The organism is Bacteroidota bacterium (genome assembly GCA_020161395.1).
In the GTDB taxonomy this organism is placed as follows: Bacteria; Bacteroidota; Ignavibacteria; order Ignavibacteriales; family Ignavibacteriaceae; genus UTCHB3.
The window spans coordinates 22,537-46,715 of the sequence record JAIUOE010000016.1 but is presented as its reverse complement, the minus strand read 5'-3'; the positions used below and the strand labels follow the sequence as shown (position 1 = coordinate 46,715).

Sequence of the window (24,179 nt, the reverse complement as noted above, 5' to 3'; positions counted from 1 at the left end):
TATTTCTCTTTGACTCATTTGAAATGTTGATCCCAATCTTAGGTCTCCTGTTTTTGAAACCTAATTTATTAATTTGAGTGTCATTTCTATCGAGTCGTAGCAGTGTCATTTCTATTGTGTTATTACATAATTTATTTAGTTGTGTCTAAAATATTTGTCGGAAATTGAAAAAAATAATATATTTGTGGTCTAAATTTTCGGTAATACGAAAAATGGAGAGCTGGCAGAGTGGTTGAATGCGGCGGTCTTGAAAACCGTTATATCCTCACGGGTATCCGGGGTTCGAATCCCTGGCTCTCCGCCAATTGACAATAAGCCCTTTATCTGAAACAACTTAGATAAAGGGCTATTTTTTTTATTTGCACATTTTTTGTACATTTTAACCTCAAAAAATGGGAAATGTGCATATGAAAAAGAAAATCCCTTCAATCAACCTCACGAGGCGGAAGACAAAAAAAGGTTATTCATATGGGGTCTCCTACCGGTACGCCGGTGAGCATTACCGCTATGTAGTAGGGACCAAGCAGGAAGCCGAACGTGAAAGAGCAAGACTAATCAGGCAATTTGACGAGGGAAGGTTCGGATTGGATTCGATTAATCCGATATCATTGGAAAACCTCATTGCAGACTACGCGGAAACCAAACTTCATCATTTTGCCGAATCTTCGATTAAACGCTATAATAATTATGCTCAACCCTTCTTGAAATACATAACTAAGTACTTCAGTCTCGCTGCTAAAGATGTCTCACTTATGAAGTCTAACTATATTCAGAAGTTCTTGAACGAGGTTTTGGGATCAAATGATTTCACTGAAAAACCATGGGCAAAAAAGACAGCAAACAGTTGCAGAAAATATCTTATCGGACTCTTTGTACATGGAATAAAGATCAAAGCATGTAAAGAAAATCCCGTTACGGGAATAGAACCTTTCAAGATAATTGAAAAACCTCGTGTTAAGTTCTATTCCTTAGATGAGTTAAAAATCATTTTTGAAAAGTTGAATGACCACTGGCGTCCCTTCTTCAGGTTTCTTCTTTTCACTGGATTAAGAAATGCAGAAATCAGAACCCTGAGATGGTCGAATGTGCACCTCGATGTGCCACATCCCTTTATGGAGATAACATCAAATGAAGATATTACTACAAAGAATCGCAAAGTAAAAATTCTTCGACTCAACGAACATGCAATCGAAATACTTCAAAAGCAGGTTAGAAAAAACGAAACCTATGTGTTCTACACCCCGAAAAGTTACAAAATGATTTCAAAAAATGTTCCGTTACACATAATTAAAGGAATACTCAAGAAGGTGGGACTCAAAGGAAATGTTCATAAGTTTAGGCATAGCTTTGCTTCCCACTTGGCGATGCAAGGTGTAAACTTTAATGCACTTGCCGAGCTTCTAGGACATAGTGATCAAGATTCGGTAAAAATCTACGCACATCTTTCGCCGGCACATTTACACTCTGAAGTTAAAAAGCTCGACAACTTAAAGATTGATTGATCTAATGCTAAAGCGTCAGGATGAATGAATTCCAGTTTGAATAATGACTTTTTCGCATAAAGTGGCTTAGGTGATAGTTAATCGACCTTAACAAACCTTAACATCAAATCGTCGAGTCTAAACAGCAACTTAACTTGAACCTTTAAAAGTCTAGTTAAAAAAGAAAGAGCATATGGATCGATAAATTTCTTATCTATCCACATGCTCTTCTTTGTTTTCATCTTCGGTGATGTTAAGCTAAAGCCACTAACTACTTCAACAAAGTCATCTTTTTTGAAATCGAACCTTGCTCAGTAGTTAGCCTGTAGAAATAAACACCAGATGTCAGTTTTGACGCATCAAAGGTAACCGTGTGCCTTCCGGCTTCCTGATATCCATTAACAAGTGTCGCGACTTCCTGACCCAGAGAGTTGTAAACCACTATTGACACATCACCCGCAACCGGCAACGCGAAACGCACAACGGTTACCGGATTGAACGGATTCGGGTAGTTTTGTGAAAGCTCGTAAGAGGCTACTTCTGACTGCCCATCTTCAACACCGGTGATATACTGATATGTAGCAGTTGCCGTTGTTGAAGAGATGGACACATTATCTTGCTTGTTGTTGTAGTAAAATTCACATTGATTCGGCGTTAACACCCAACTATTATTTGACCATAAATGGCAACTTGCAGATATTGTGTTGTTGAAAGAATCGTAAGAGTAAGTGTATCTCACCCAATTCACCCATGCACCGTTTTCCAACTTCTCCGTCAAATAAGTCAATTGATTTCCACTTGCGTCATAGGTGTAGGTTACTCTACGAGTAGTGATCCAAGCACTATTTTGCCAATTTTCCCACAACTCTGTCAATCGATTTTCATTTGCATCATAATTAAATGTGCCTCTAACTTCACCCACCCATGCACCGTTCCGCCAAGGCTCACTCAACCATGTCAACTGGTTCCCATTTGTATCATAGGTATAGGTGTATCTATAACTATTAACCCATACGCCGTTTTCCATTCTATGCCTTAAATCAGTCAATAAATTATTATTAAAGTCGTAGGTGTAAGTTTCTCTCCACTGATTCACCCATGCACCGTTTTCCCAATCCTCTCTCGTAAAGGACAATGTATTGTCGTCACCGTCATAGGTATAGCTGTCTCTCTGATCATTCACCCAAGCACCGTTTGTCCAATCCTCCCACAGGTAAGTCAATATATTCCCATTTGCGTCATAGGTGGCGGATCCTCTGAAATCATTCACCCATGTACCGTTTTGCCAATTCTCACGAATACGCGTCAATCGATTCCCATTTGCGTCATAGGTGGAAGTTCTTCTTGAATCATTCACCCAAGCACCGTTTGTCCAATCCTCCCACAACTCTGTCAATTGATTCCCGTTTGCGTCATAGGTGTAAGTATATCTCCTAATATTAACCCATGCACCGTTTTGCCAATTCTCCCTCAACTCACTCAATCGATTTCCATTTGCGTCGTAGGTGTAAGTGTAGCGCTCGTCATCTCCAACAAGAGAAAGTAGTATAAATAATCCACCCCCTGAATATACATCTGATTTTTTGATTCGGAGAGTTCTCTCAAACTTTGAGTCCAAATCGGGATTCTCTCGGTTATCAAGCTTCTGTAGAGCGTCTCGCTCATGCCTTAGGTTTTGTTCATGCTTGGAAGATTCACGGTACGAATCAGGGATCTGTCCGAAAGTTATAAATGATAATATGCCGATTAGAATTAACAACCTGCTGTAAAAGGTTTTCATATACTGCCTCTAAATTTATTGTGGGTAAAAAAATGCCCTAAAACTTACTCATATTTTCCGACTTCACCAAAAAGATGAGCAATTGAGAATTAAAGTCCGATGTTCAGTTCATTAACCTCACTAAAAATTAAGTGGTCCGAAGCATCACAATCAATGATTCAATTTCATCATAAAGGTTGAAAAGATTGTGAAATGCGATGATTGCGAAAAATATTTGAGAGGTATGAAGGCTAGAAAATTCAGCAGTCTTAGGGGATTCAACGAAGATAGTCTTGTGTTACCAATCTTAGATGAAATACGATTTCAATGGTTAATACCACTTCATGGGGATCACCTCAAAGATGAAACTACTCTTTTTAAATATTCATCTAGTATCGGATTTTTTAACAACCTGTCAATTTCTTTCCCGATATAATGTTTATATGCGGTCTTCACACAAAGATAGGTATTGGCAATGTGTTCAATTATGAAGAACTCCTCCGAAATATCTTCTTTAACAATCCCACGGGGTACAACAGAACAAAAGAACTGATTCTCATAAGTCCCGATCATGATAGCATTTTGAAATGAAATGAAATCGTAGGAAAAGTAGAGATAATCACTGATTACCATCACTGAGAACTTTCGACTTAAGCCTACTGTCTGTAATTTTTCAGTAATCATATCCTTGACCTTATCACGAAGGTATTCACATTCTGGCCTGATTATCATTTCGGATGTAAGAGATGTGGGAATTACAATAAACAGATTGAAGTCGTTTCGCTTTAGAAAAGCTATCTTACCCTGATAATCATACTCGAGGGGGCTATTTAGAATAACCTTTTCCTCGAAATCGTATGACCCATTCGGTAGAAAATTCTTTAATATCAGGCCATTATCCGTCTGGAAATACTCATAGAAGTAGTATCTTTTAGGCGTTTTCTCCTTGAGAACTTCTTCAAATAACCATCTAACAACATAAGATAAACTTATAAGAGCCGGTTGGAGAAAATATCTTGCGTCAACAGATTCATCATGGTGGCCGACATTACTCAAGTATTGAATACTTTTAATCTGTGAATAAACATCTACAGAGATTCCTCGTGTGTTTTGAATTCGCTCTAATTTTTTACTGAGTGGAATTTGATAAAAGTCTTTATCCAGGAAGTGGAGATAGAGATAGTCACAAATTTTTTCAAGGATGAATCGAACTTTTGCAAGTGCGGAGTGGAATTCTTGGCGTGAGATTTTCCAGATGAGGTCTTTATAGGCTTCTGCTAATTCGTATTTTATATCCATACCTTACCAAAAAATAAAAAGAGTGCTGTGAAAACACAGCACCCTAGAAATCAATTTAATTTAGTATTGCGGGAAATCGCAAGTGTAAGATCGTTACTCTCTCGTTCGAATTGAACAATGAGATTCTCTCTGTTACTGACAAGAACTTTAATCTGTTCTTGCCTGCCTCTAATCGCATATTCTGAAGAATTAGATTCTTTCAGTTTGGCAATTTCAGAATTTTCATCTGCAATTTGCTTTTCCACCTCTGCGATTTGGTTTCCTAACTTAATTAAATTGTCTTTCCGCGCCTCTATCCTCTTTTGCGGAATTCTACGGGTGGTTTTAGATTCGCTAGATGATGATGCGTTGGCTTTTGTGTTCGATGTTTCCATCTTTACCTCTTTATTTATTCATTTATGGGTCTAGGTTAATCCTAGGTAGGTATAAACGATAAATAAGAGTAAAAAGCCGTTGGAAAGATAAATATTCTATAGCTAATCTGCAAGAACAATTACACATCAATAAAGTATACTCATCTACAGAGTGAGTTATGAAAAGTTAAGTAATTCTAATCAACATGAACCAACCGTGAATCAGAATATAGCAGATGTTAACGGTTGCTTAAGATAGCTAAGAGTTCAAGTAATTATTTGGTATAAGAAAGACATACTAACAAACAGGAGTTACTATGTCTTTCACTATCGGTTGCGATCCGGAATTAATTTTAAGGCTCGACGGAGCTTTTGTACCGGCATCAAAATTCTTCAAACGAAACTCTTCCTTCGGTCTCGATGGCTGCAATTCAGTTGCAGAGTTAAGACCCGGATTCTCTGAATCCCCTATCGATTTAACAGCAAAACTAAAGATCATCATCGGCTGTGGGCATGAAAAACACCCTGAGCTTGAGATGTTCTCAGGTCATTACCAGAGCGGTTATCCAATCGGAGGTCACATCCACCTCTCAGTTAACCCACAACCCAACATCGTCGATTCACTGGATACAGTACTGTACTCCTTATCAGATTGTATCGATGATAGAGCACAAAGGAAATCCCGTGAGAACACCGGTTACGGAAAAAGACTTGCCTACCGTGAGAAATCTCATGGAATGGAATACAGGACACCGGGAAGTTGGTGCCTGTCGCCCACTACTGCACTCGTGACACTAACACTTGCGAAGCTGACCGTGATCGCGGTTACTGAAGACGGATTGAACCTTAAAGATTTCAAAAAAAACCTCTCATCAAGGACATTCCTTCGAAAGTTAGAGTCGATGTTAGTCACAATTCCGGATGACTGTCAGGAAGGATTGACTGAGTTAACCAAACTGATCAACAAGAAGTTGGATTGGGATCAAAACATACTGCCCAACTGGGGCCTCGCAGCTTAAGAAAGGAGTTCGATAATGTTAAACCATTCATACTGTGAAGCATGCAACGAGCCTCTTGATGAAGATGAGATCTGGTGGGCGTTTGAAGAGCCTTATTGTATCACTTGCTATCGCGAACGATTCAGCACCTGTTCAGAGTGCGATGAGTTACTGCACGCTGAGGATGGTCATTACACAGATGACTCTTGTCTTTGTGATGAATGCTATGAAAAGTTCGGCAGTGATCCGGAAATGCCTGAGAATCCTGTCATACTTCCCAACGATAGAGAAGAGATTCTTAATCTCTGCCGGACATGGCTTTACTCGAAGAAAAAAAGAAAGCAGATGATAAAGATCAACTCAAAGGATATTGGGCTCTCAAGAATCCGTGAGCTTGTAGGACATGTCAGCAAACCGGTATATGTCTTTGGACTTGTTGATAGAGAAGAGTATGATGTATCGGTTTCCATCGACCTAAAGGACAGGTTAATGGAGTATCGACTTCTGCACGGATTGCCTTGGAGGGTTATCGAGACTGATGGTAACCGAAGGATCGGTTTTACCCTCAAGCTCCGAAGTGAATCCCCTGAGATCATAGCCAACCTTCTAAAATCCCTCTGTAAACACCACAAACCAATCAAAGCCTAACCAAACTTATAAATTTCTAAATAGAAAGGATACTCTATGTGTGGTATCATGGGCTACTATTGCTTTGGCGACAAACGACCAAACAAAGACAAAGTAACCACAATGTTTTCAATACTTGAGACCCGGGGTAGAGATGCCTCGGGTTTCGCATTTGTAAAGGGAGGTAAACTTAATGTATTCAAAGAGCCGGTTCGATCGTCCGTTCTTGTAACCAAACCAGCTTGGAAGAACCTTGAGTTACCGAAGATACTCATTGCACACACCCGTGCTAAGACTCAAGGGACTGAAAAGAACAACAAGAATAATCACCCCCTCTTCGATGCTTCAGGGCTCTGCATTGTCCATAACGGTATGATCTGGAACGATGGTGAAATCTTCGCCAACCGGAGAAGAGATGCTGAAGTGGATTCGATTGCCATCCTTGAAGTGCTGTCAAAGAAGAAGAATGGAGACAGATTCAAGCATGTCTTTGAGAAACTTGAAGGATCTTTCGCCTTCGCTGTGATTGATGCAAAGAATCCAGACACCCTAACACTCGTGAAGAAGGATAATCCCCTCCAGCTGTACTACAGCGAGTATGACGATATCTTCTACTTCTGTAGCGAGAGGGAGATCATGCAGGAGGCACTTCAGATCAACAACAGCAAGCGAAGAGGCTTCTCACTCGGTGAGATTGGTTATCACTACTACAACATGGAGAACAACCATGTCTTGACGATCAATCGTGAGGGTGTTGAAGATTACAAATCCTATACTCCCAGGAGACGAAGTTGGTACACGGATGACGAAATGCTTGAGCAATACTACGGCTATAATAAAAAAAAGGATCTGAATGATCAGGTTTACATCCAGTGTCCCTACTGTCTCGAACAAACGAAATACCAGTTGGGACTCTTCGATAACAGATGTCAGCACTGTGGTATGGAGCTACAGATGGAGGATGAGCTATATGTATAGCTAATAAACACGGAGGTCGAATGTTACCGACAGAGCTTTGGTATTACGACCCAAACAAACCAGAAAAGTTAACAGATTACGATCACTTTATTCAAAAGGAGGATAAAATGGGTTGGGAAAGAGTATTACTGACTATTGCGGTTATGGTCGCAGAAGAAACCCTAAGACAATATTTTGGTGATGGAAAGGACTAACCATGATACATGAAGGACATCAATTCATGGAAAATCTCCTTCGTGAGATAGAAGAGAAAGAAGTGGTCTCGGAAAGGGCCCACTTCGATCTTCTTCTCATCGAAGTGAAGAATCTTCAAAATGAGATAGCCAAGAACTTCGAACAGGCTGATAAGGAAGTCAAGTTGATTCAGGAGTGGGCTTTACAGAAGAACTCAAAGCTACAGGATAAGGTCGAAAGGATCGAAAGGCTTCTGGAAGCTTTCATAAGAGCTTCAGGCGAGAAGACAATCGATCTCCCGAACGGAATCCTCAAGTTGCACAAGAAACCTGACAAGATCGAGATCGAGAATCTTGAGCTTTTCCTGCAACACGCACGGATGGAGATGCTGTCAAGGGTGCCTGAGACTTACAAACCGGACATGGCAAAGATCAAACAATACTGCGCTAGCCACATGAATCCGCCTAAAGGTGTAAAGGTCACCAAGGGACAGCCGGAGTTCACATATAAACTTAAGGAAGGAGACCATGATGCAGAACGAACAGAGGAAGAAGCTGGATCTGCAATTGAATCAGCCGGTACAGATTGAACTGATGTTTGATTCGCCGGTCATTGGACAGAGCCAGTATGGCGAATACTACCTGTACGCAGTTAAGAATGGCGACGGAGCAACTGAATACAGCTTCTTTGCGCCGGATGAAGTGCATGCTGTACTGAGAGAACACAAGAAGGGCACAAAGTTAACGATATCAAAGCTCGCTGAACAGAAAGGCTCAAAGATCATAACCAAATATGAAGTAAAGCCAATGGCAGTCGAGACATCCGCTAACGGTTCGAAGGAAGAATCAACGCCACCAACACCACCGGCTGAAGCTCCGAAGCAGGGTGACAATCTCTATGAGATCATGTTACAGTCGTGCAGGGATGCAGTTAAGATACAGACAGAGTTGGGAGGCTTGATGGATGCCAAGTCTATCGCCGTGAGCCTTTTCATTGCTAGAACGAAGTGAGGATGAGCCATGACCAGTACAGAAATGTATAAGCTTGCACCGTTCTTCTTCCCTGTTGAGTCTCGCAAGGTCTACTATGAAGGTGAGGACGGTTTTCCCGTCCTTTCACCTGATTATCAGAGCATCGTTCATCAGGAGAAGAACGAACTGATCTCGGTAATGTCTGATACCTACCGTCTGGTGAGGAATGAAGAAGTGATTATCCCACTCATGGATCAACTTCACAATCTCGATTCCAAGTGGTACATCGACCAAAGTCACTCATTCGTGAATGACTCAAGGATGCGACTTCAAGTAACATTCCCTGATCTAACCTTTAACGATGGCAGGAGTGACATTGCTCTGAGTCTCTATCTGCACAACAGCTACGATGGAAGTGAAGGCGTTCGTTTATTCTGGGGTGCCATCAGAGGTATCTGTAGCAACGGAATGATCTTCGGGAAGGTGCTTGCCAAGTTCTATGCCAGGCACACAGTAGGGATCAGGGTGGATAACCTCAAGGAACAGGTTGAGTTGACCTATGAACAGATCCCGGTCATTCAGAACAGGTTCCAAATCCTGCAAAATCTTGAGGTGACTGAGGATCTGAGCAAGAAAGTCAAGTCAGAGCTTGGGAAGAAAGTGACCAAATTCATCGATGAACAACCAGAAGCCGTTAATCAGTGGGCACTATACAACTACCTCACCTGGTATGTCTCCCATGTCGTTGACAAGCGACTCAGAGCCGGCTACCAGATGCAAGTGAGTAAACTGTTCAATCTGTAAAATGTTAAGAGGGTTCCGACAGGAGTCGGATTAAATGCGGACCGGATGTGTTAGTGCATCATGCCAAGTGCCACGCTGCCCTTAATATTTATCAGAAAGTTCTTGGTTTAGAAAAATAGAATTCATAATATTGTTTCCGATAAAAAAAGGAAATTCCGGGAATAAAATTCTACCGATTAAACGCCTCAGATCACAAATTGTCCTTGGGAAACAATTGTTGATTTCAACCTTTTAAGAATCTTCACGGGTAATTTTTTTACGTGATTTAAAACGGAAACCGACTTTTGGTCATAGCCAAGGCATGATGTGCTGAGGTGTGTGCCCAAGGGATGGTTTCCGTTTTTTTGTTTTTACATTATTTAGATCAATAAGACAGTCTCAATAATATATAAAGGAATATAATCATGAAAGCTTTGTTCAGTCTAACAACAATAATCATTGCTCTGTTAATTTCAGGGTGTAAAGAAGAGGTAAAAGTCGTACCAAAGCCCGAAGTCAAAATTGATTCATCAAAACTCACACCCAGTATTACGATGCTGAACAGGGACTTTAGTATATCCTATTCGTACCAAGGAAGAGAAGGCCTTACTAAGATACAGCGCAAAATAGAGATAAAACTAACCCCTATATCTTATGACACTTCAGGAGCGACGGTTTCCAATTTGAAACTGAAAGTAAAAAATACAGGCTTTGAATTGTTTATAATAGTAGGGGAGGATCTCTTTTTAATGAAAAACGAAGAACTTTTAGGTAACTTGGCAAATTATTTCTATAGAATTGAAATTCAGCCTGGTAAGGAACAGGAATTTACTATTTCCATCCCAAAATCTCTAGCAAGTGGTGCAAATTTGATTGATGTCAGAAAAAGATCAGCTGAAGGTCTTATAAGTGCATTTCAAATAAAATTAAGATAAAACGGTTCTCCAGATTGTTTACAACAACGAATTGTTGGAGCAAAGTTGATAGCTGAAGAACTAGAAATCTATGTTGAGCTGGCTAATTAACATCTTGCTCAACAGTAAGATTATATAGAACTCATAGAATCACAACATAAATTATAGGAGCTAAAGTATAAGTATGCAGCAAAAATCAGAAGAGCGTAAGCTTCCATTCGTCTTTATTAACGAAAGAGATTGGGACTACAAGTTACCTTCTTCCGGTATATTTTCAATACCGAATGAAGTAATACCGGATTTCAAAAAGATGAGACCTCCAGGGTATACTCTGACTAAAGTCTGTCTTGAGAATGTTGAAGGCAGAGAATATCTTGTCTTTATATCTATGAAAGACGAATACGATATGAAATCAAGATTCAGCAAAGATGAAAGACTAATCAAAATTTTCAAGTCTTGGTTGGTTTAGTTTTCTGAGCAGGAGGATTTTTCTCCTGCTTTTTTCTATGTTTCTCTCATCAGTTCTTATTTTTAAGGGCTGTATTGAAGTCGATTTCTAAGTAATTGGCATATCTTCAGTTGTTTAATCCCCCCAAATTATAAATTGAAAATTTAAATGACGGGGGTGGGTAAACAAAGCGGGTGTACCTGTTGAGATATTTTTTATTGGGTCCCATTCTAGGGGGGTACACTATGGAACCTTAAATTTTGTCAACTGTTTTGCTTTCGAAAATTCATCATCAGTTGGTGCAAGTTAGCTTAAAAATGTTTTGTTTTTACTCTCTAATCAATGTTTTTTAGCCAATTGTTGCATGTATGAAGGTCGCTCTGTAACATGTTCCCGTAACATGTTTCAAATGCCGGCGAAGTGCTTGAACCGGATAAAAAAAAGCTGGGGTTTACCCAGCTTGTTTAACTTCTCATGTGTTTTGTTGATATCGGGATCAGAATGTCCGGCGTGCCTTCTCGTCTTTTCCACGGGATTCCAAGATGAATACATGCGACAATCATGCACCCCGCAGGGATATACATTTTCGACTCTTGTTCAACACACACCTTAAGATTCTGAGAATACCTGTCCGCATAGAATCTTCTGATTACCTGTTGTCTCGAAAGCCATTCAATACATTTTTCAATGTTCGGTATCCATTTTTCCGTCATCGGGCTTGTAGCAGTGCTTACATTTCCATATGAACCTATTTTATGGTTCAAATTGTCTTCAAATCCGTAAAGACAAAGTGTCGGATTTGCATTTAGTATTGTCTGTAATTGATTATTCGTCATTGGGTTTTCCTCCTTGATTATTAAGTTTATTGTTAACAGGATCTAGAATTTCATAAGATCTGTATTGCTTGCCATGATCTCTCTTCTGTTGCAGTTCTGAGCTCATCCATTTTCTTTCCTTTAGCTCCTTTATCAGCCAGGTGCTATTCACGCTGTTATCTTTGCACCACTTCTTGATCTCTGAAGGTCTGACCTCCTTTTTGAAACCAATAAGGCTATTCTCCCACTCTTCTATGAATTCATCGGCAGCCTCCTCATTAGGAGAAACAGAGCGATTATACATTTCCTTCAGGGGGTCGGTAATCGGAACCGGGATGGCGTAACGGAAGTTTTTCATATTTCCTTTAATCGAATTAAAAACTTCTAGTAACTCGGTCCTTATGTAGTGCCCTATCCTCTCCTCTAGTTTTTCTTTCAGTTGAGCATCCATCTTGTTGGACGGTAATGTCGGAAACTCCCAAGCGAAGAACTGATTCCTGATCTCATCGGCAGGCACTTCATTTCTCTTAAGCCAGATTGGCGTAGAGTCGTTACTGGCGATAATTACATTCAAGTTATTCCTGACTTGAACAGGATCAGCGAATTTCTTTTCCATCTGAAGGAAATCAGAGCCGCTGAGTTGTTTCAACAGTTTATACTGTTTTACTCCCGATTCGAGGTGCTCATCTAAGAAAATCAACTTCCTTTCCACATATGGATTGAACCTGGCATCGAGATCAATTGGAGTAGCTACTGAGTTAGGGAAGGATTTCATAACCATTTCAACAAAAGTATTTTTCCCTGTACTTCTTTTTCCGGTAAGCAGTAATGTAGGAAGCTTCACAAAGTTGGTGTAGCAGTATGAAGCCCACCACTCCTTTATAAAATCTTTGTAATTCCCAAACCATTCATCTAAAACATTCTCAATGAATTGATTGTCCTGAGTTTGAACCGGTATTGCCGGGATCTTTAATCGCAATGTATTTCCCTCACGCTCGAACTCTTCTTTCTCCCACTCAGCGGAGTGAAGGTATTCCACTTTAAAGCTAGTGCTGATAAACTTGTTGTTGACAATGTGAGCGAAAAATTTGTCTTCAAGATCTTTGTTATTCGCAACTTTGGCTCGAATGAAGAATATTTTATCTCTAACCTCTGTTACCCATATTTTGTGATCTTCTACTGAAACCTCGTAAACGGCTTTCCCAAGAACATAATACGGCTCCGTGGCCAACTCTACATTAGGTTCAAACCATATTGTTTTGCTTTCAGAACTGCAATACAAGTAGTAAGCTCCTTTAGAATTCACGCTTATAAAGGCGTTGTTCTTTCCTTTATTACTCCTGCCGGGATTATTTCCGCAGTCTGGGCAGAAGCATTGCTTTTTCTGACCTTCCTTTAACGATAACTCACCAAGTTTGAACTCACCTGAACTAGCTTCAAGTGTTATATCAACTATCCCATCCAGAAGTTTTGTTTCCTGACGCTTGGCTTTGCTATAGTCAATCTCATCGAGCTTTCTAACCACCGGGATATTAAAGTACTTTTCTATCCTCTCAATTGACAGAAGTTCAGTTGCTTCGTTCGTTGAATACAGTGCGGATGATGCCGGTTGCCAAAATCTCATGGTGCCGGCTGTCGGGTCCAGTCCTTTCGCAAATGGAGTTTTGGACTTCGCTATCAAGTTTATGATCTCTGATAACTCCATGCCTCCTATTTGCTTTTCTAAAGGGAAGATGATTCTGAATGAGTCCTTAACAAGGGGGTCATATGAACTTCCACCAACAAGATAAGCTTTGAAGTTCATGTTTTTGATGAGCTCATCGGCTTCTTTCGATGTAATACTTCCATCCTTGGCATCGTAATCGAGGACTATAGCTGAAATCGAGGAAAAGTCAGTGTTGAGGTGGTCTTTACCTTTGGAGTAGTCGAACAGTTCTGCAAAATACTGCGCACATGAGGAGAAAAAATCTCCGGTAAGATTGAATGGGTCTACAGTTAGGGGTTCCCAGCCGTCACGGCTGATAGAGTTTATGTATTCCTTACCCTTTTGTTTTCTAATTTTTTCGGTTAAATTCTTATTAATTGATATTGATATTGTTTTTCCTTTCATTGGTGATTGACTCCTGTGATCTATATTGATTGAGCTGAAGTTCTTCCTTCAACTCTTTGACAGACATGGCATCATTTGAACCATACTGTCTTAAGCATTCCTTTTCATCTTTCGTACCATCAAAGATATACTCAAATGTTCCGGTTTCACTTGTTTGTATTCGACTCCACTTAAAACCATTAAATGTGAGCCATGCTAGCTTAAATTTATCTCTAACTAACATCGTTTTCCTCTAATTTATCATAACTTCTCTTAAGTATGAAGTTACTCAGGTTAATATTTTCTTTACCGGCAATAAAATTTCTTATTGCTCTGATCATTTTGACTGTACATCGACCTTTATTGAGGGCGACATTCAAAGCGGCTCTGGAAAAACCGATTTCCGTCGCGAATTCGCTTTGAGTCATCTCGAGCTCGGATAGAAGCTCCTTTAGATTGATTTCGATAGTTGTCATGGTTACCTCCTTCAAATTTTATTTTAGTATCTGTATTAAGTGTACGCTAAAATCTTGAAAGTGTCAAGTGGGATTCAAAAAAATTTTTTTTCTGTCACACCTGTCACGCTTGATGTCACATCTGATTTTAGGTAAGTGTGACACTTTTTCTGCGAATTTGAGCTATAAACGCAGTTTGTCACACTGTCACACTATATTTTACCTAAATTAAGTTTTCAGAAACAAAAAATATTTTTTTATTTTTTTATAGCTTATTTTTTGAAATAGTTATGAAAATGAGGTGTGACACCTGTGACACTGTGACACAGCCATTAAAATACATAATTACAGGCCAAAAACGCACTTTTTACACCCCCATAACTGTAATACCCGCTGTCACACCGATTTGCAGAGTGTGACATCCCCATATGAAAGGACATGAGTGAAGAGACTCATTAATCTACAGAAGATTATCACCTATGAGGATGGAATAAATCGCTACGGGATTAAAGAAATCCTTTTAGAGGAGACGATCACCCCGGACTACGCACAAGATTTGGGATTGAAGAGGTCAGAACATTTTCATCCTGGTAGGATACGCATCTTTGATAAACCACTTTTTGACAGTGAAAACAAAGCCACAATTCAGTATGATGTAGGTAATCGAGGTGTATTGTTTTTGATAATGCGAGAAAGCCATTATCTGAGCGGGCTATTAACCTCACCTTACGATGTTGAAGTGAAACTTTCAACAAACCGGACTAACCGATTGGTCTATGAGTTTCACAACCTTTCAAGGGAAAATGTGATCACTGTCTACTGTGTTCTCTCGCCCGATACAAAAGGTGTCATATCTGAGATACTGTTGAACCCCGATGATGATGGTTTGCGACAATACTATGTATTGAAGGCCCAAGAGGATTTTCCAAAAATTATTGCAGGCGACCGATCGAGCAGTATGATGATGGATTTTAAGCAGGCCATCTCTTATTTAAAGGTGACACAAAAAACGCTTTACAATTACAATTCGATAGGGGCCATTCCTTACATCAAGCAAGATGGAAAGATTTTTTACAAGAAGAGCGATCTGGATTTTTTTCTAGCCGATCGGAGGACGGAATCGTGAAAATTTTATGCAATACCCCAATAAAAAATTTGTACATTTATTGCACACTATTACCGACAAAAATGGGAAATATTTCAACCGGAATGCACCAATATTTTGCGATTTCAAATCAAAAAAGCGTTTTTTGGAGTGGTATACAAATAGGGGGTTCGAATCCCTGGCTCTCCGCAAAGAATGAGGCCTGAGAAATCAGGTCTTTTTTTGTTTTAAATAAGTCTGATTTCCGGGTTCTCCCGCAGGGATGCCTTCGGCAGAATCCCTGGCTCTCCGCCGGAAAAAGATCAAATGAGAGTCTGATCTTTTTTGTTTTTATCAGCTCAATTAAAGAAACATTTACACCTACCCTATCCCTCCGAATAATAAACTTCACCAAATTGTATGGAAAAATTTGTTAATTTATCCATAATCCTTTCAAAAATTTAAATAAGCAAGCCTGATAATGCAAGATATGTTTTTCCATTTTCTATTTCTGGTAGCAACTTTTATTGGAGCGGCAGGGATTCTGTTTGTAGTCTGGAAAAGAGATACAGGAAACAGGACGAGTAAACTCCTGATCCTTTTACTAATCCTGATTTTTGGATATCTTATATCACACGGGATACATTTCTTATTAATGTATAACAAGGATGTAACAATTCTTGACATATCTTGTCACTCTTTTTTGCTCCTGATACTTGTTACTACTACATTCCTGTCGATGGACCTGACAAAGAAAAAGACACTGGGAATGTTTAAGAGTTTATTTATTCTGGCTCCATCCATCATCATATTAGTGCTTTTGTGGTCAGGATTATTAATAAAAGTATCTCATTCCCATTTTGGTACATTTCAAGTTAATTTCAAGATGGCTTACCCCCTCTTCTTAGTATGGTATTTAATTCTCATTATCTATTCTATATTTATCACTATCCAAAACATATCTGAAGAAAACGATATTAAGCTAAAAAAACAATTGAAAGTTTTTCTTCTTGGCGTAGTCATCACAAATTTATTTACATTTACATCAGGTCTGTTATTACCATGGTTGTATGGTTTTTATAGTTTGGTAGAAGTAAGTCCTTTAGCATTTCTTTCCGGAGTGATCCTTTTTACCGGCATAAGCATAGGCAAGTACAACATGTTTCCAGCAACAATTGATAAAATCGAACATTTTAGTATTAAGCGAAAGATGTTCTTTAGTTCAATAATTATCGTCCCGATCGTAATACTTGTTATCCAAATACCTTTGGGAAAAATATTGTTTGGTATCGATTCAAATGTTGATCTCATACAATACTTTTTGATCAGTTTATTTGTAGGGATTATTGTTAGTCTCAGTATGACATTTGCAGTAATTCAGATTATCTCGAACCCGCTGAGAAAACTTAAAGGACAGGCCGTCCAAATTGAGATGGGAGAGTTAGGTGTCCAATTTGAATATCCGTCAAATGATGAAATAGGAGAGCTTTCGGCTGCATTTAACAAACTCTCAGTTTCATTAAAGAAAAATGCCTTGGAACTAATGGCAAAAGAAAACCGGATAAATCTTTTATTAGACGCCATTGACAAGTCTACCGCTTCGATTGCTCTCGTCGGAGAAGACTTGACAATTTTGGAAATAAACCAACAATTTGAATCCCTTGTTAACGATAACCCACAGAATATAAAGGGGAAAAAGTTGGATACACTCCCCATCTTTAAGGGTAAGGAGATATTGAGGCAGATGGTCAATTCGAGTAATGAAGATGGTCATCATAACGAAGAAATAACAGTGCCTGGCGAGATCGATGAAAAAGTAATCCTCTTATCCTTCTCAAAAATAAAGACAGTTTACGATACATCCGATTTCCTCTTTGTTGGACTTGATATTACCCGCTTAAAAAAATTGGAGAGAGAGCTTGCCCATTCTGAAAAACTTGCAGCTCTTGGTAAGATGTCGACCATAATGGCGCACGAAATAAAAACCCCACTCACATCAATAAAGTTAAATGTTGAAATGCTAATGGAATCTTTGGTTCTATCAAAGGAGGATAATTCATCTTTTAGAATTATTCAGAAGGAAATAAACAGGATGAATGGTTTGGTCAACGATGTTTTGCAGTTGTCACGGGTTTATACTCTAAATTATTCATCTGTCGTTCTGGATCGGTTTATAGAAAATATCATTGAAGAAGTTAAAATCAAGTTGCAACAGAAGGATATTAATGTGAGGAATTTTGTTGAAGATGTCAACCTGGAAATCGATTCTGATAAGATGAGACAGGTTTTACTTAATCTGCTTGATAATGCAATTGAAGCAAGCGAAGAGCACGGTATCATCGAACTGATCTCTGATTTTGATGAATCGAGGGGCGTTTTTGCTCTGAGGATAAAAAACAGTTGTTCACAACTTCCTGAGATTGAGAAATTTTTTGAACCATTTTATACCAATAAAGCTTCGGGGACCGGATTGGGATTGTCGATCTCCCGAAATATAGTTGAACAGCATCATGGAGAAATAAAAGTGAATCTTCGCGAAGATAATCAAGTTGAGTTTGAAATAATAATGCCTGTCAGGAGGAGTTAGGAATGGAAAAAATATTAATTATCGATGATGATGAGTCTATCAGAGAGTCGCTCGTAACTTTGTTAAGGAGGTGGAAATATTTTGCAATCCCTGCGGAGAATGGGATACAAGGAATTGAGCTTGCGCTGTCTGAAAATCCTGATCTTATTATTTCCGATATCCGAATGCCGAAAATGAGCGGACTGGAAGTTTTGGATGAACTTCATAGATTAAAACTCTCAATTCATCTGATTATCATTACAGCACACGATGACATGTCGACCACGATTCAGGCGATACAGAAGGGGGCTTATGACTTTGTTGAGAAACCAATAGAGACAGAAAGGCTAAGAATTTCCATACAACGAGCTCTTGAAAACAAAAGATTGAGCGAGACTATTAAAGTGATCTCCTCCAATACGGAAGTAAATGTAGAGAACACAATTATTGGTAAAACCGAAAAGATGAAGGAAATATTTAAGAAAATAGGTTCAGTTTCAGATAATAGAGTAACCGTGTTGATCAGGGGCGAGAGTGGAACGGGCAAAGAACTGGTAGCGAAGGCAATCCACTATGGAGGGGTTACCAGAAATTTTCCTTTTGTTGCGATTAACTGCACTGCGATTACTGAGTCTCTGCTTGAAAGTGAGCTTTTTGGTCATGTTAAAGGTGCGTTTACAGGTTCTGTCAAAAATAAGAAAGGGAAATTCGAATTGGCTGACAGAGGAACAATTTTCCTCGACGAGATATCAGAAATGTCTTTTAATCTTCAAGCGAAACTTCTCAGGGTACTTCAGGAAAGGGAATTTGAATCTGTTGGTGGGAACGATACAATTCCTGTAAGAGCCAGGATTATTGCTGCGACAAACAACAATTTGGAGAAATTGGTGGAAGAGAAAAAATTCAGGGAAGACCTCTATTTCAGGTTAAATGTCGTCAACTTTGAGCTTCCCCCATTAAGAGAAAGACGGGAAGATATTCCACTTCTCATCAACCATTTCGTCAGAAAAATTAATTTGGAACTCCATAAGTCGGTGATGAAAGTACCTGACGAGGTAATTAAATATTTGCAGGAATATTCGTGGACAGGTAATGTTCGTGAGTTGGAAAACCTTTTAATGCAGGCAATTGTACTTACAAAGGGGGATATGCTTCTGATGGAAAATATTTTAGTGAAAAAACAAGAGGATACCGGGCATAGACCGGAAGATGTGCTGCTTAGTCTCGAACAGATTGAGCGACAGCACATTGAGAAAGTTTTAAACTACTTTAAGTGGGATAAAACAAGGTCTGCAGAGTCTCTTGGGATATCGCTCCCCACATTATACAGTAAGATTAAGAATTTCAAAATTGAAAACGATTTTTAAATCTTTTAATTAATTTTAAATTTTCTTTAAAATCCTACGCGAGACTGTCCAGAGTTTTGGGTAAATGAGCAATAAACGCAATTATTGAAAATGGCATGATTGTTGATAAAATGTATAATCACTTATAAGATTTGGAATATGCTGATTCAACTTTCAATTTTCTCGCTCTACCTGATTTCAATCGGGATCATTTTATACATATGTTATTTAATAATCACTGCTGACAAGCAGGAAAGAACTCCGCTCTCCCAAACTCCGTTCGCGAATACCCCAAAAATAACCAGAACCGGAGGAATGCCGGGTTCCGGTAGAGGAGAATTGTGATGATAGAAAAGATTATTGATTGGTCGGCGAACAATCGTTTTATTGTTATTCTAATCTATTTTGTGATTATTGGAGGTGGAATATATAGCGTCATAAACCTTCCAGTGGATGCAATTCCCGATCTTTCAGAGAACCAGGTCATAATTTTTACAGAGTGGATGGGCCGTTCTCCTGAAATAATTGAGAACCAGGTTACCTATCCGATTGTTTCAGGGCTTCAAGGTTTACCTGATGTCAAGGCTGTCAGAGCCTCGTCAATGTTTGGTATGTCTTTTGTATTTGTGATCTTTAAAGATAATGTAGATCTTTACTTTGCAAGGAACCGAGTACTGGAAAGAATGAATACAATCCAGGCTCAATTGCCCTCGGGAGTGGTTCCGTCTCTTGGTCCCGATGGAACAGGAGTTGGCCATGTATTTTGGTACACCTTAAAGGGGGACAACCAGGACCTGGGGACTCTGCGTTCCATTCAGGACTGGTATGTTAGATACAAATTATCAGCTGTCGATGGAGTAGCCGAGGTAGCAAGTATCGGAGGTTTTGTTAAGCAGTATCAGGTTGATGTAAATCCAACGGACTTGCGCGGTTATAATTTAACCGTCAGCGATGTGGTAAATGCTGTCCAAAGAAGTAACAATGAAGTCGGGGGCAAGATATTGGAAGTAAATGATGCCGAGTATTTTGTACGGGGGCAAGGTTACATTAAAACAATTGAGGATGTTGAAAACACAGTTATTAGAGGTGGTCCTAACGGTATTCCCATCATGATAAAAGATGTTGCAAAAGTACAGTTGGGCGGGGATATCAGAAGGGGTTCTCTTGAGCTGAATGGAGAGGGTCAGGCTGTCGGTGGTATAATTGTGATGCGAACCGGTGAGAATGCTCAAAAAGTAATTGAGCGAGTTAAGGAGAAAATAAAAGAGATCACTCCGGGGTTGCCCGATGGGGTCGAGATTGTAAGTTCTTATGATCGAAGTACCTTGATCCATGAAGCCGTGGGAACTTTGGAACGGGCTCTGATCGAGGCCTCAATAACAGTTGCAATAATGGTAATGATTTTTCTTTTACATTTCAGAAGTATTATCAGAATACTAATTGAACTTCCGATTTCCATCCTGATTGCATTCATATTAATGTATATTTTTGATATCTCGTCAAATATTATGAGTTTGGGAGGCATAATACTTGCGGTGGGGGTAATCGTGGATTCCTCTATAGTTCTTGTTGAAAATGCATATCGCAATCTGGCAAGAGCTATTTCTGAAAAAGGGGCTCTTACCAAAGAAGAGTACACCAGGATTTCGGTTGATTCTGCCAAACAGGTAGGTAGAGCTATCTTTTTTTCCGAACTTATTATTCTGGTCTCCTTTCTACCCGTCTTTCTTCTCACCGGGCAGGAAGGGAAGATGTTCCAACCCTTGGCATTTACGAAATCATTCGCAATGCTTGGCTCAGCAATAGTGGTCATTTCTTTGATACCTGTTTTGATGACAATGCTTATGAGAGGGAACTTCAAGCCTGAAGATAAGAATCCGACAACCAGATTTTTCAAAAGACTGTACGAGCCGATAATTCACTGGGTGCTGAAACATAGAAAAATTACAATCGCCCTTAATTTAATTGCATTAGTAATCACGATACCAATGATCCTTGATACGGGGAGTGAATTTATGCCACCCCTTGATGAAGGATCAATTTTATATATGCCTGTTACCCTTCCGGGTGCATCAATTTCAGAAGTGAACAGAATTCTTCAGGAACAGGATAAAATAATAAAGGCAGTACCGGAAGTACATCATGTTTTAGGAAAAGCAGGAAGGGCAGAGACTGCAACAGATAATGCCCCTCTAAGTATGATCGAGACGATTATTTTGTTAAAGCCAAAAAGCGAATGGCGTCCCGGAATTACGAAACAGGATATTATTGCTGAATTGGACTCGAAACTGCAAATTCCGGGAGTGAGAAACGGGTGGACACAACCTATTATCAACAGAATAAACATGCTTTCAACCGGAGTGAGAACCGATGTAGGATTTAAAATTTTCGGTTCTAATTTGGATACTCTTGAAGAATATGCCATTAAAGCCGAACAATTGCTAAAGACAGTTGATGGTGCCGCGGATGTTGTGGCAGAGCGGGTTCAAAACGGCTACTATCTCGATATCAAGGTTAAAAGAGATGCTGCCGCACGCTATGGCGTAAATATTTCTGATATTCAGGACATCATTGAAACTGCAATAGGAGGCCAAAATCTCGGTGTAGTAATCGAGAACAGAATGAGATTCCCAATTCGCATGCGTTATGAAAAAGATTATCGAAATAATATTGAAGATATTGAAAATTTGATAATACCGGTTGCAATCGCAGGAGGCATGCCCTCGCAATCCTCCGGTATGAATCTATCGGGAGGCAGTAAGGGTGGCAGTTCTTCAAGCGGAGGAATGTCTTCCATGGGAAAAACGAGTAACGCCAGTGTCATTCCTTCCTCAGTTGAAGATGCTAATAATTCATCACTGACATCGAATGACGAGAACTCAATAACATATATGCCTCTGGCTGAACTTGCGGAAATTAAAACATTAACCGGTCCTCCGATGATCAGCAGTGAGGACGGAATGTTGCGTTCCATAGTTTTTATGAATACGCGCGGGAGAGATATGGGTAATGTTATGGTGGATGCAAAGAAGGTAATCGAAGAAAATTTGAATCTGCCTCCGGGATACAGCTATACCTGGAGCGGGCAGTATGAAAGTAAGGTTCGAGCCCAGGAGACAATGGAATATATTATGCCGGTGGTGTTTATGATAATCTTTCTTTTGTTGTACATGACTTTGAAAAACTATGTTGAAGCAGGTGTGGTTATGTTGTCAGTTCCCTTTGCATTGATTGGTGGTATGTATATGGTTTACGCTTTGGGTTATAACTTTTCAGTGGCTGTCTGGGTGGGTTTCATAGCCCTCTATGGAATTGCTGTAGAGACAGGCGTGGTAATGGTGATTTATCTTCATGAGGCATTGGACAAAAAACTTCGCGATTATCATAATGGCAAGAGAGGTCCGATAACAAAAGAAGATATTTATGATGCTACTGTTGAGGGATCTGTTCTCCGATTGCGTCCCAAATTAATGACAGTCGCAACAGCACTGGTTGGTTTGGTCCCCATTATGTGGTCAACAGGTACAGGGGCAGATGTAATGAAACCCTTGACTGCTCCAATGATAGGCGGGCTTCTTACATCTGCAGTGCATGTTCTTGTGGTTACTCCAATTCTCTTCGCTATGATGAAGGAGCATGCTCTTGAGAAGGGGAAGCTTGACATATCAAAAATGGCTGAATGGATGAAGGAGGCAGATTAATGCAATTATTTAATGACATGCTTTTAAGATACACCAGACCTAAGAATTTATTTCCATTCATCGTCCTGGTTACTGTTTTACAATCGTTTTCAACTGCTCAGTCACTTGATTCTTTGATCGAAGAAGCGCTTTTGAATAACCCGCAGTTAAAAGCGATGCAATTCAAAATTAAAGCCTCTGAATTTAGAGCTGAATCGATCAACAATTATCCGGCTCCAAATGCTTCTTTGGAGTTTTCCCAGGTACCAATTTTAAATCCGATTTTCCCGACCCAGGCTCTCTCAATTAATCTAGGGTTTTCGCAGATGTTCCCCTTGGGTGACAAACTTGGTGCCATGACTGAAGTTGAGAGAAGAAATACAAAGATAGAAGGGAAAAATTTTGACGAGTACAAGGTAAATCTTATTGGAAGAATAAAAATGTCATACTATACTTTATGGCTAATTGACCGCAAAATTGAAGTCCAAAAGAAAAGTAACAAGCTCCTTTCTGATTTGATGAAGTCGATGGAGACCACTTTGTCAGTTAACCGGATTAATCAAGTTGACCTGCTGACTATTCAGAGCGAAATAGCCACAAATGAGACACAAGTGCTTATTCTTGAGAAACAGAAAGATTCAGAAAACTACCGGTTGAACGGGTTGCTCGGCAGAAATTTAGATGGATCGATGATTCTAATACCCGAGGAGGTGTCAGATATTAAATTGACTGCCAGCCAAGTCCAGCTTGAAAAGCTGCTTTCCGATTTAAATCCAACTCTAAAAAAAATGGACAACATGATAGAGATGAATCGGGCAATGATTGACGCAAATGAAAGGGAGTTAATTCCTGATCTGATGCTTCAAGGTATGTTTATGGTGATGCCACAAGGAATGATACTGACTTCACAGTCAGATTTAGGTATGCTCGATTCTAAGGTGGAGTTTATGTATTCTTTAATGGTCTCGATCAACCTCCCTTTTGCTCCATGGTCGATTAATAAATACAAGGCGAAATCTCAAGAACTGGCGGCGGGGATAAGCAGTATTGCTTTTGAAAAAAGTAATATGCAGAGGGAAATGGGTGTTAAACTGAGGGAAGCTTCAGTTAAGTTTTCAACTGCATCTGAATTGTTAAAATTGTATGACAAAAAGATTATTCCCCTGACCAGGCAAACCACCGAATCCCAGATATCTGCTTATCAGAACAATAAAAGCACTATAACCGCGGTATTGGATTCTTATCGTATGATGTTAATGGTTCAAATGAATTATTACATGGCAATGGCAGATACCCAAATGTCATTGGCAGAAATTGAGATGATGGTTGGCGGAAAGCTTACGGAATAATAAATGCAAA

General features: G+C 39.5%; 21 protein-coding genes and 1 tRNA gene. 15 read left to right on the top strand and 7 right to left on the bottom strand.

The window, feature by feature from the left end; genetic code table 11:
- The first annotated feature begins 214 nt into the window (after window positions 1-214).
- Window positions 215-304 (top strand) — tRNA-Ser (locus LCH52_16525).
- Window positions 305-407: 103 nt separating this feature from the next.
- Window positions 408-1,502 (top strand): site-specific integrase, encoded by a 1,095-nt coding sequence (locus LCH52_16520; protein MCA0390096.1) that lies wholly within the window; start codon window positions 408-410, stop codon window positions 1,500-1,502.
- 250 nt (window positions 1,503-1,752) lie between these two features.
- Here the strand turns inward: LCH52_16520 and LCH52_16515 are convergent, their stop codons facing one another.
- From LCH52_16515 to LCH52_16505, 3 genes are all read right to left on the bottom strand, one after another.
- Window positions 1,753-3,099 (bottom strand): T9SS type A sorting domain-containing protein, encoded by a 1,347-nt coding sequence (locus LCH52_16515; GenBank protein ID MCA0390095.1) that lies wholly within the window; start codon window positions 3,097-3,099, stop codon window positions 1,753-1,755.
- 492 nt (window positions 3,100-3,591) lie between these two features.
- Window positions 3,592-4,539, bottom strand: coding sequence for a hypothetical protein (locus LCH52_16510; GenBank protein ID MCA0390094.1), 948 nt, complete (start codon window positions 4,537-4,539; stop codon window positions 3,592-3,594).
- A gap of 50 nt (window positions 4,540-4,589) precedes the next feature.
- Complete coding sequence (locus tag LCH52_16505; protein MCA0390093.1) at window positions 4,590-4,913, bottom strand: hypothetical protein; 324 nt, start codon at window positions 4,911-4,913, stop codon at window positions 4,590-4,592.
- Between the two features lie 296 nt (window positions 4,914-5,209).
- Here LCH52_16505 and LCH52_16500 point away from each other — a divergent pair, with 296 nt between their 5' ends.
- From LCH52_16500 to LCH52_16465, 8 genes are all read left to right on the top strand, one after another.
- Window positions 5,210-5,911 (top strand): hypothetical protein, encoded by a 702-nt coding sequence (locus tag LCH52_16500; protein ID MCA0390092.1) that lies wholly within the window; start codon window positions 5,210-5,212, stop codon window positions 5,909-5,911.
- A 15-nt stretch (window positions 5,912-5,926) separates the two neighbouring features.
- Window positions 5,927-6,538: a hypothetical protein gene (locus tag LCH52_16495; GenBank protein ID MCA0390091.1), complete on the top strand. Its 612-nt coding sequence runs from the start codon at window positions 5,927-5,929 to the stop codon at window positions 6,536-6,538.
- A 36-nt stretch (window positions 6,539-6,574) separates the two neighbouring features.
- Window positions 6,575-7,495, top strand: coding sequence for a hypothetical protein (locus tag LCH52_16490; protein MCA0390090.1), 921 nt, complete (start codon window positions 6,575-6,577; stop codon window positions 7,493-7,495).
- A gap of 20 nt (window positions 7,496-7,515) precedes the next feature.
- A complete protein-coding gene (locus LCH52_16485; GenBank protein MCA0390089.1) occupies window positions 7,516-7,689 on the top strand; it encodes a hypothetical protein in 174 nt (57 codons plus the stop codon).
- 2 nt (window positions 7,690-7,691) lie between these two features.
- A complete protein-coding gene (locus tag LCH52_16480) occupies window positions 7,692-8,258 on the top strand; it encodes a host-nuclease inhibitor Gam family protein (protein ID MCA0390088.1) in 567 nt (188 codons plus the stop codon).
- A complete protein-coding gene (locus LCH52_16475; GenBank protein MCA0390087.1) occupies window positions 8,197-8,679 on the top strand; it encodes a hypothetical protein in 483 nt (160 codons plus the stop codon). The genes LCH52_16480 and LCH52_16475 overlap by 62 nt, the downstream gene beginning before the upstream one ends.
- 9 nt (window positions 8,680-8,688) lie before the next feature.
- Window positions 8,689-9,444 carry a DUF945 domain-containing protein gene (locus LCH52_16470; protein ID MCA0390086.1) on the top strand — a complete coding sequence of 252 codons (756 nt, stop codon included), beginning with the start codon at window positions 8,689-8,691 and terminating at the stop codon, window positions 9,442-9,444.
- Between the two features lie 404 nt (window positions 9,445-9,848).
- A complete protein-coding gene (locus tag LCH52_16465) occupies window positions 9,849-10,358 on the top strand; it encodes a hypothetical protein (GenBank protein ID MCA0390085.1) in 510 nt (169 codons plus the stop codon).
- A gap of 891 nt (window positions 10,359-11,249) precedes the next feature.
- On the opposite strand, the gene LCH52_16460 is transcribed toward LCH52_16465, so the two are convergent.
- Genes LCH52_16460 through LCH52_16445 form a run of 4 tightly spaced genes read right to left on the bottom strand, consistent with a single transcriptional unit; the run spans window position 11,250 to window position 14,165 of the window.
- Complete coding sequence (locus LCH52_16460) at window positions 11,250-11,621, bottom strand: hypothetical protein (protein MCA0390084.1); 372 nt, start codon at window positions 11,619-11,621, stop codon at window positions 11,250-11,252.
- On the bottom strand, window positions 11,611-13,710 hold the full coding sequence (locus tag LCH52_16455; GenBank protein ID MCA0390083.1) for a DUF5906 domain-containing protein: 2,100 nt from the start codon (window positions 13,708-13,710) through the stop codon (window positions 11,611-11,613). Before LCH52_16455 ends, LCH52_16460 begins: the two co-directional genes overlap by 11 nt.
- A complete protein-coding gene (locus LCH52_16450; protein ID MCA0390082.1) occupies window positions 13,679-13,933 on the bottom strand; it encodes a hypothetical protein in 255 nt (84 codons plus the stop codon). The genes LCH52_16455 and LCH52_16450 overlap by 32 nt, the downstream gene beginning before the upstream one ends.
- Window positions 13,923-14,165 carry a hypothetical protein gene (locus tag LCH52_16445; GenBank protein ID MCA0390081.1) on the bottom strand — a complete coding sequence of 81 codons (243 nt, stop codon included), beginning with the start codon at window positions 14,163-14,165 and terminating at the stop codon, window positions 13,923-13,925. Before LCH52_16445 ends, LCH52_16450 begins: the two co-directional genes overlap by 11 nt.
- Window positions 14,166-14,586: 421 nt before the next feature.
- Here LCH52_16445 and LCH52_16440 point away from each other — a divergent pair, with 421 nt between their 5' ends.
- The 5 genes from LCH52_16440 (at window position 14,587) to LCH52_16420 (ending at window position 24,169) form a co-directional block, all read left to right on the top strand.
- On the top strand, window positions 14,587-15,270 hold the full coding sequence (locus LCH52_16440; GenBank protein MCA0390080.1) for a helix-turn-helix domain-containing protein: 684 nt from the start codon (window positions 14,587-14,589) through the stop codon (window positions 15,268-15,270).
- An 844-nt stretch (window positions 15,271-16,114) separates the two neighbouring features.
- Window positions 16,115-17,815 carry a GHKL domain-containing protein gene (locus LCH52_16435; GenBank protein ID MCA0390079.1) on the top strand — a complete coding sequence of 567 codons (1,701 nt, stop codon included), beginning with the start codon at window positions 16,115-16,117 and terminating at the stop codon, window positions 17,813-17,815.
- Between the two features lie 2 nt (window positions 17,816-17,817).
- Complete coding sequence (locus LCH52_16430) at window positions 17,818-19,161, top strand: sigma-54 dependent transcriptional regulator (protein MCA0390078.1); 1,344 nt, start codon at window positions 17,818-17,820, stop codon at window positions 19,159-19,161.
- A gap of 323 nt (window positions 19,162-19,484) precedes the next feature.
- Complete coding sequence (locus LCH52_16425; GenBank protein MCA0390077.1) at window positions 19,485-22,841, top strand: CusA/CzcA family heavy metal efflux RND transporter; 3,357 nt, start codon at window positions 19,485-19,487, stop codon at window positions 22,839-22,841.
- Window positions 22,841-24,169: a TolC family protein gene (locus LCH52_16420; GenBank protein ID MCA0390076.1), complete on the top strand. Its 1,329-nt coding sequence runs from the start codon at window positions 22,841-22,843 to the stop codon at window positions 24,167-24,169. The genes LCH52_16425 and LCH52_16420 overlap by 1 nt, the downstream gene beginning before the upstream one ends.
- Window positions 24,170-24,179: the final 10 nt, after the last annotated feature.

Excerpts from the sequence above, each read along its gene's own strand:
- LCH52_16510 (MCA0390094.1), bottom strand. The coding sequence starts at position 4,539 with ATGGATATAAAATACGAATTAGCAGAAGCCTATAAAGACCTCATCTGG.
- LCH52_16505 (MCA0390093.1), bottom strand. The coding sequence starts at position 4,913 with ATGGAAACATCGAACACAAAAGCCAACGCATCATCATCTAGCGAATCT.
- LCH52_16445 (MCA0390081.1), bottom strand. The coding sequence starts at position 14,165 with ATGACAACTATCGAAATCAATCTAAAGGAGCTTCTATCCGAGCTCGAG.
- LCH52_16475 (MCA0390087.1), top strand. The coding sequence starts at position 8,197 with ATGATGCAGAACGAACAGAGGAAGAAGCTGGATCTGCAATTGAATCAG.
- LCH52_16485 (MCA0390089.1), top strand. The coding sequence starts at position 7,516 with ATGTTACCGACAGAGCTTTGGTATTACGACCCAAACAAACCAGAAAAG.
- LCH52_16520 (MCA0390096.1), top strand. The coding sequence starts at position 408 with ATGAAAAAGAAAATCCCTTCAATCAACCTCACGAGGCGGAAGACAAAA.
- LCH52_16435 (MCA0390079.1), top strand. The coding sequence starts at position 16,115 with ATGGCTTACCCCCTCTTCTTAGTATGGTATTTAATTCTCATTATCTAT.
- LCH52_16470 (MCA0390086.1), top strand. The coding sequence starts at position 8,689 with ATGACCAGTACAGAAATGTATAAGCTTGCACCGTTCTTCTTCCCTGTT.
- LCH52_16500 (MCA0390092.1), top strand. The coding sequence starts at position 5,210 with ATGTCTTTCACTATCGGTTGCGATCCGGAATTAATTTTAAGGCTCGAC.
- LCH52_16490 (MCA0390090.1), top strand. The coding sequence starts at position 6,575 with ATGTGTGGTATCATGGGCTACTATTGCTTTGGCGACAAACGACCAAAC.
- LCH52_16420 (MCA0390076.1), top strand. The coding sequence starts at position 22,841 with ATGCAATTATTTAATGACATGCTTTTAAGATACACCAGACCTAAGAAT.
- LCH52_16455 (MCA0390083.1), bottom strand. The coding sequence starts at position 13,710 with ATGAAAGGAAAAACAATATCAATATCAATTAATAAGAATTTAACCGAA.
- LCH52_16450 (MCA0390082.1), bottom strand. The coding sequence starts at position 13,933 with ATGTTAGTTAGAGATAAATTTAAGCTAGCATGGCTCACATTTAATGGT.
- LCH52_16430 (MCA0390078.1), top strand. The coding sequence starts at position 17,818 with ATGGAAAAAATATTAATTATCGATGATGATGAGTCTATCAGAGAGTCG.
- LCH52_16480 (MCA0390088.1), top strand. The coding sequence starts at position 7,692 with ATGATACATGAAGGACATCAATTCATGGAAAATCTCCTTCGTGAGATA.
- LCH52_16425 (MCA0390077.1), top strand. The coding sequence starts at position 19,485 with ATGATAGAAAAGATTATTGATTGGTCGGCGAACAATCGTTTTATTGTT.
- LCH52_16465 (MCA0390085.1), top strand. The coding sequence starts at position 9,849 with ATGAAAGCTTTGTTCAGTCTAACAACAATAATCATTGCTCTGTTAATT.
- LCH52_16460 (MCA0390084.1), bottom strand. The coding sequence starts at position 11,621 with ATGACGAATAATCAATTACAGACAATACTAAATGCAAATCCGACACTT.
- LCH52_16495 (MCA0390091.1), top strand. The coding sequence starts at position 5,927 with ATGTTAAACCATTCATACTGTGAAGCATGCAACGAGCCTCTTGATGAA.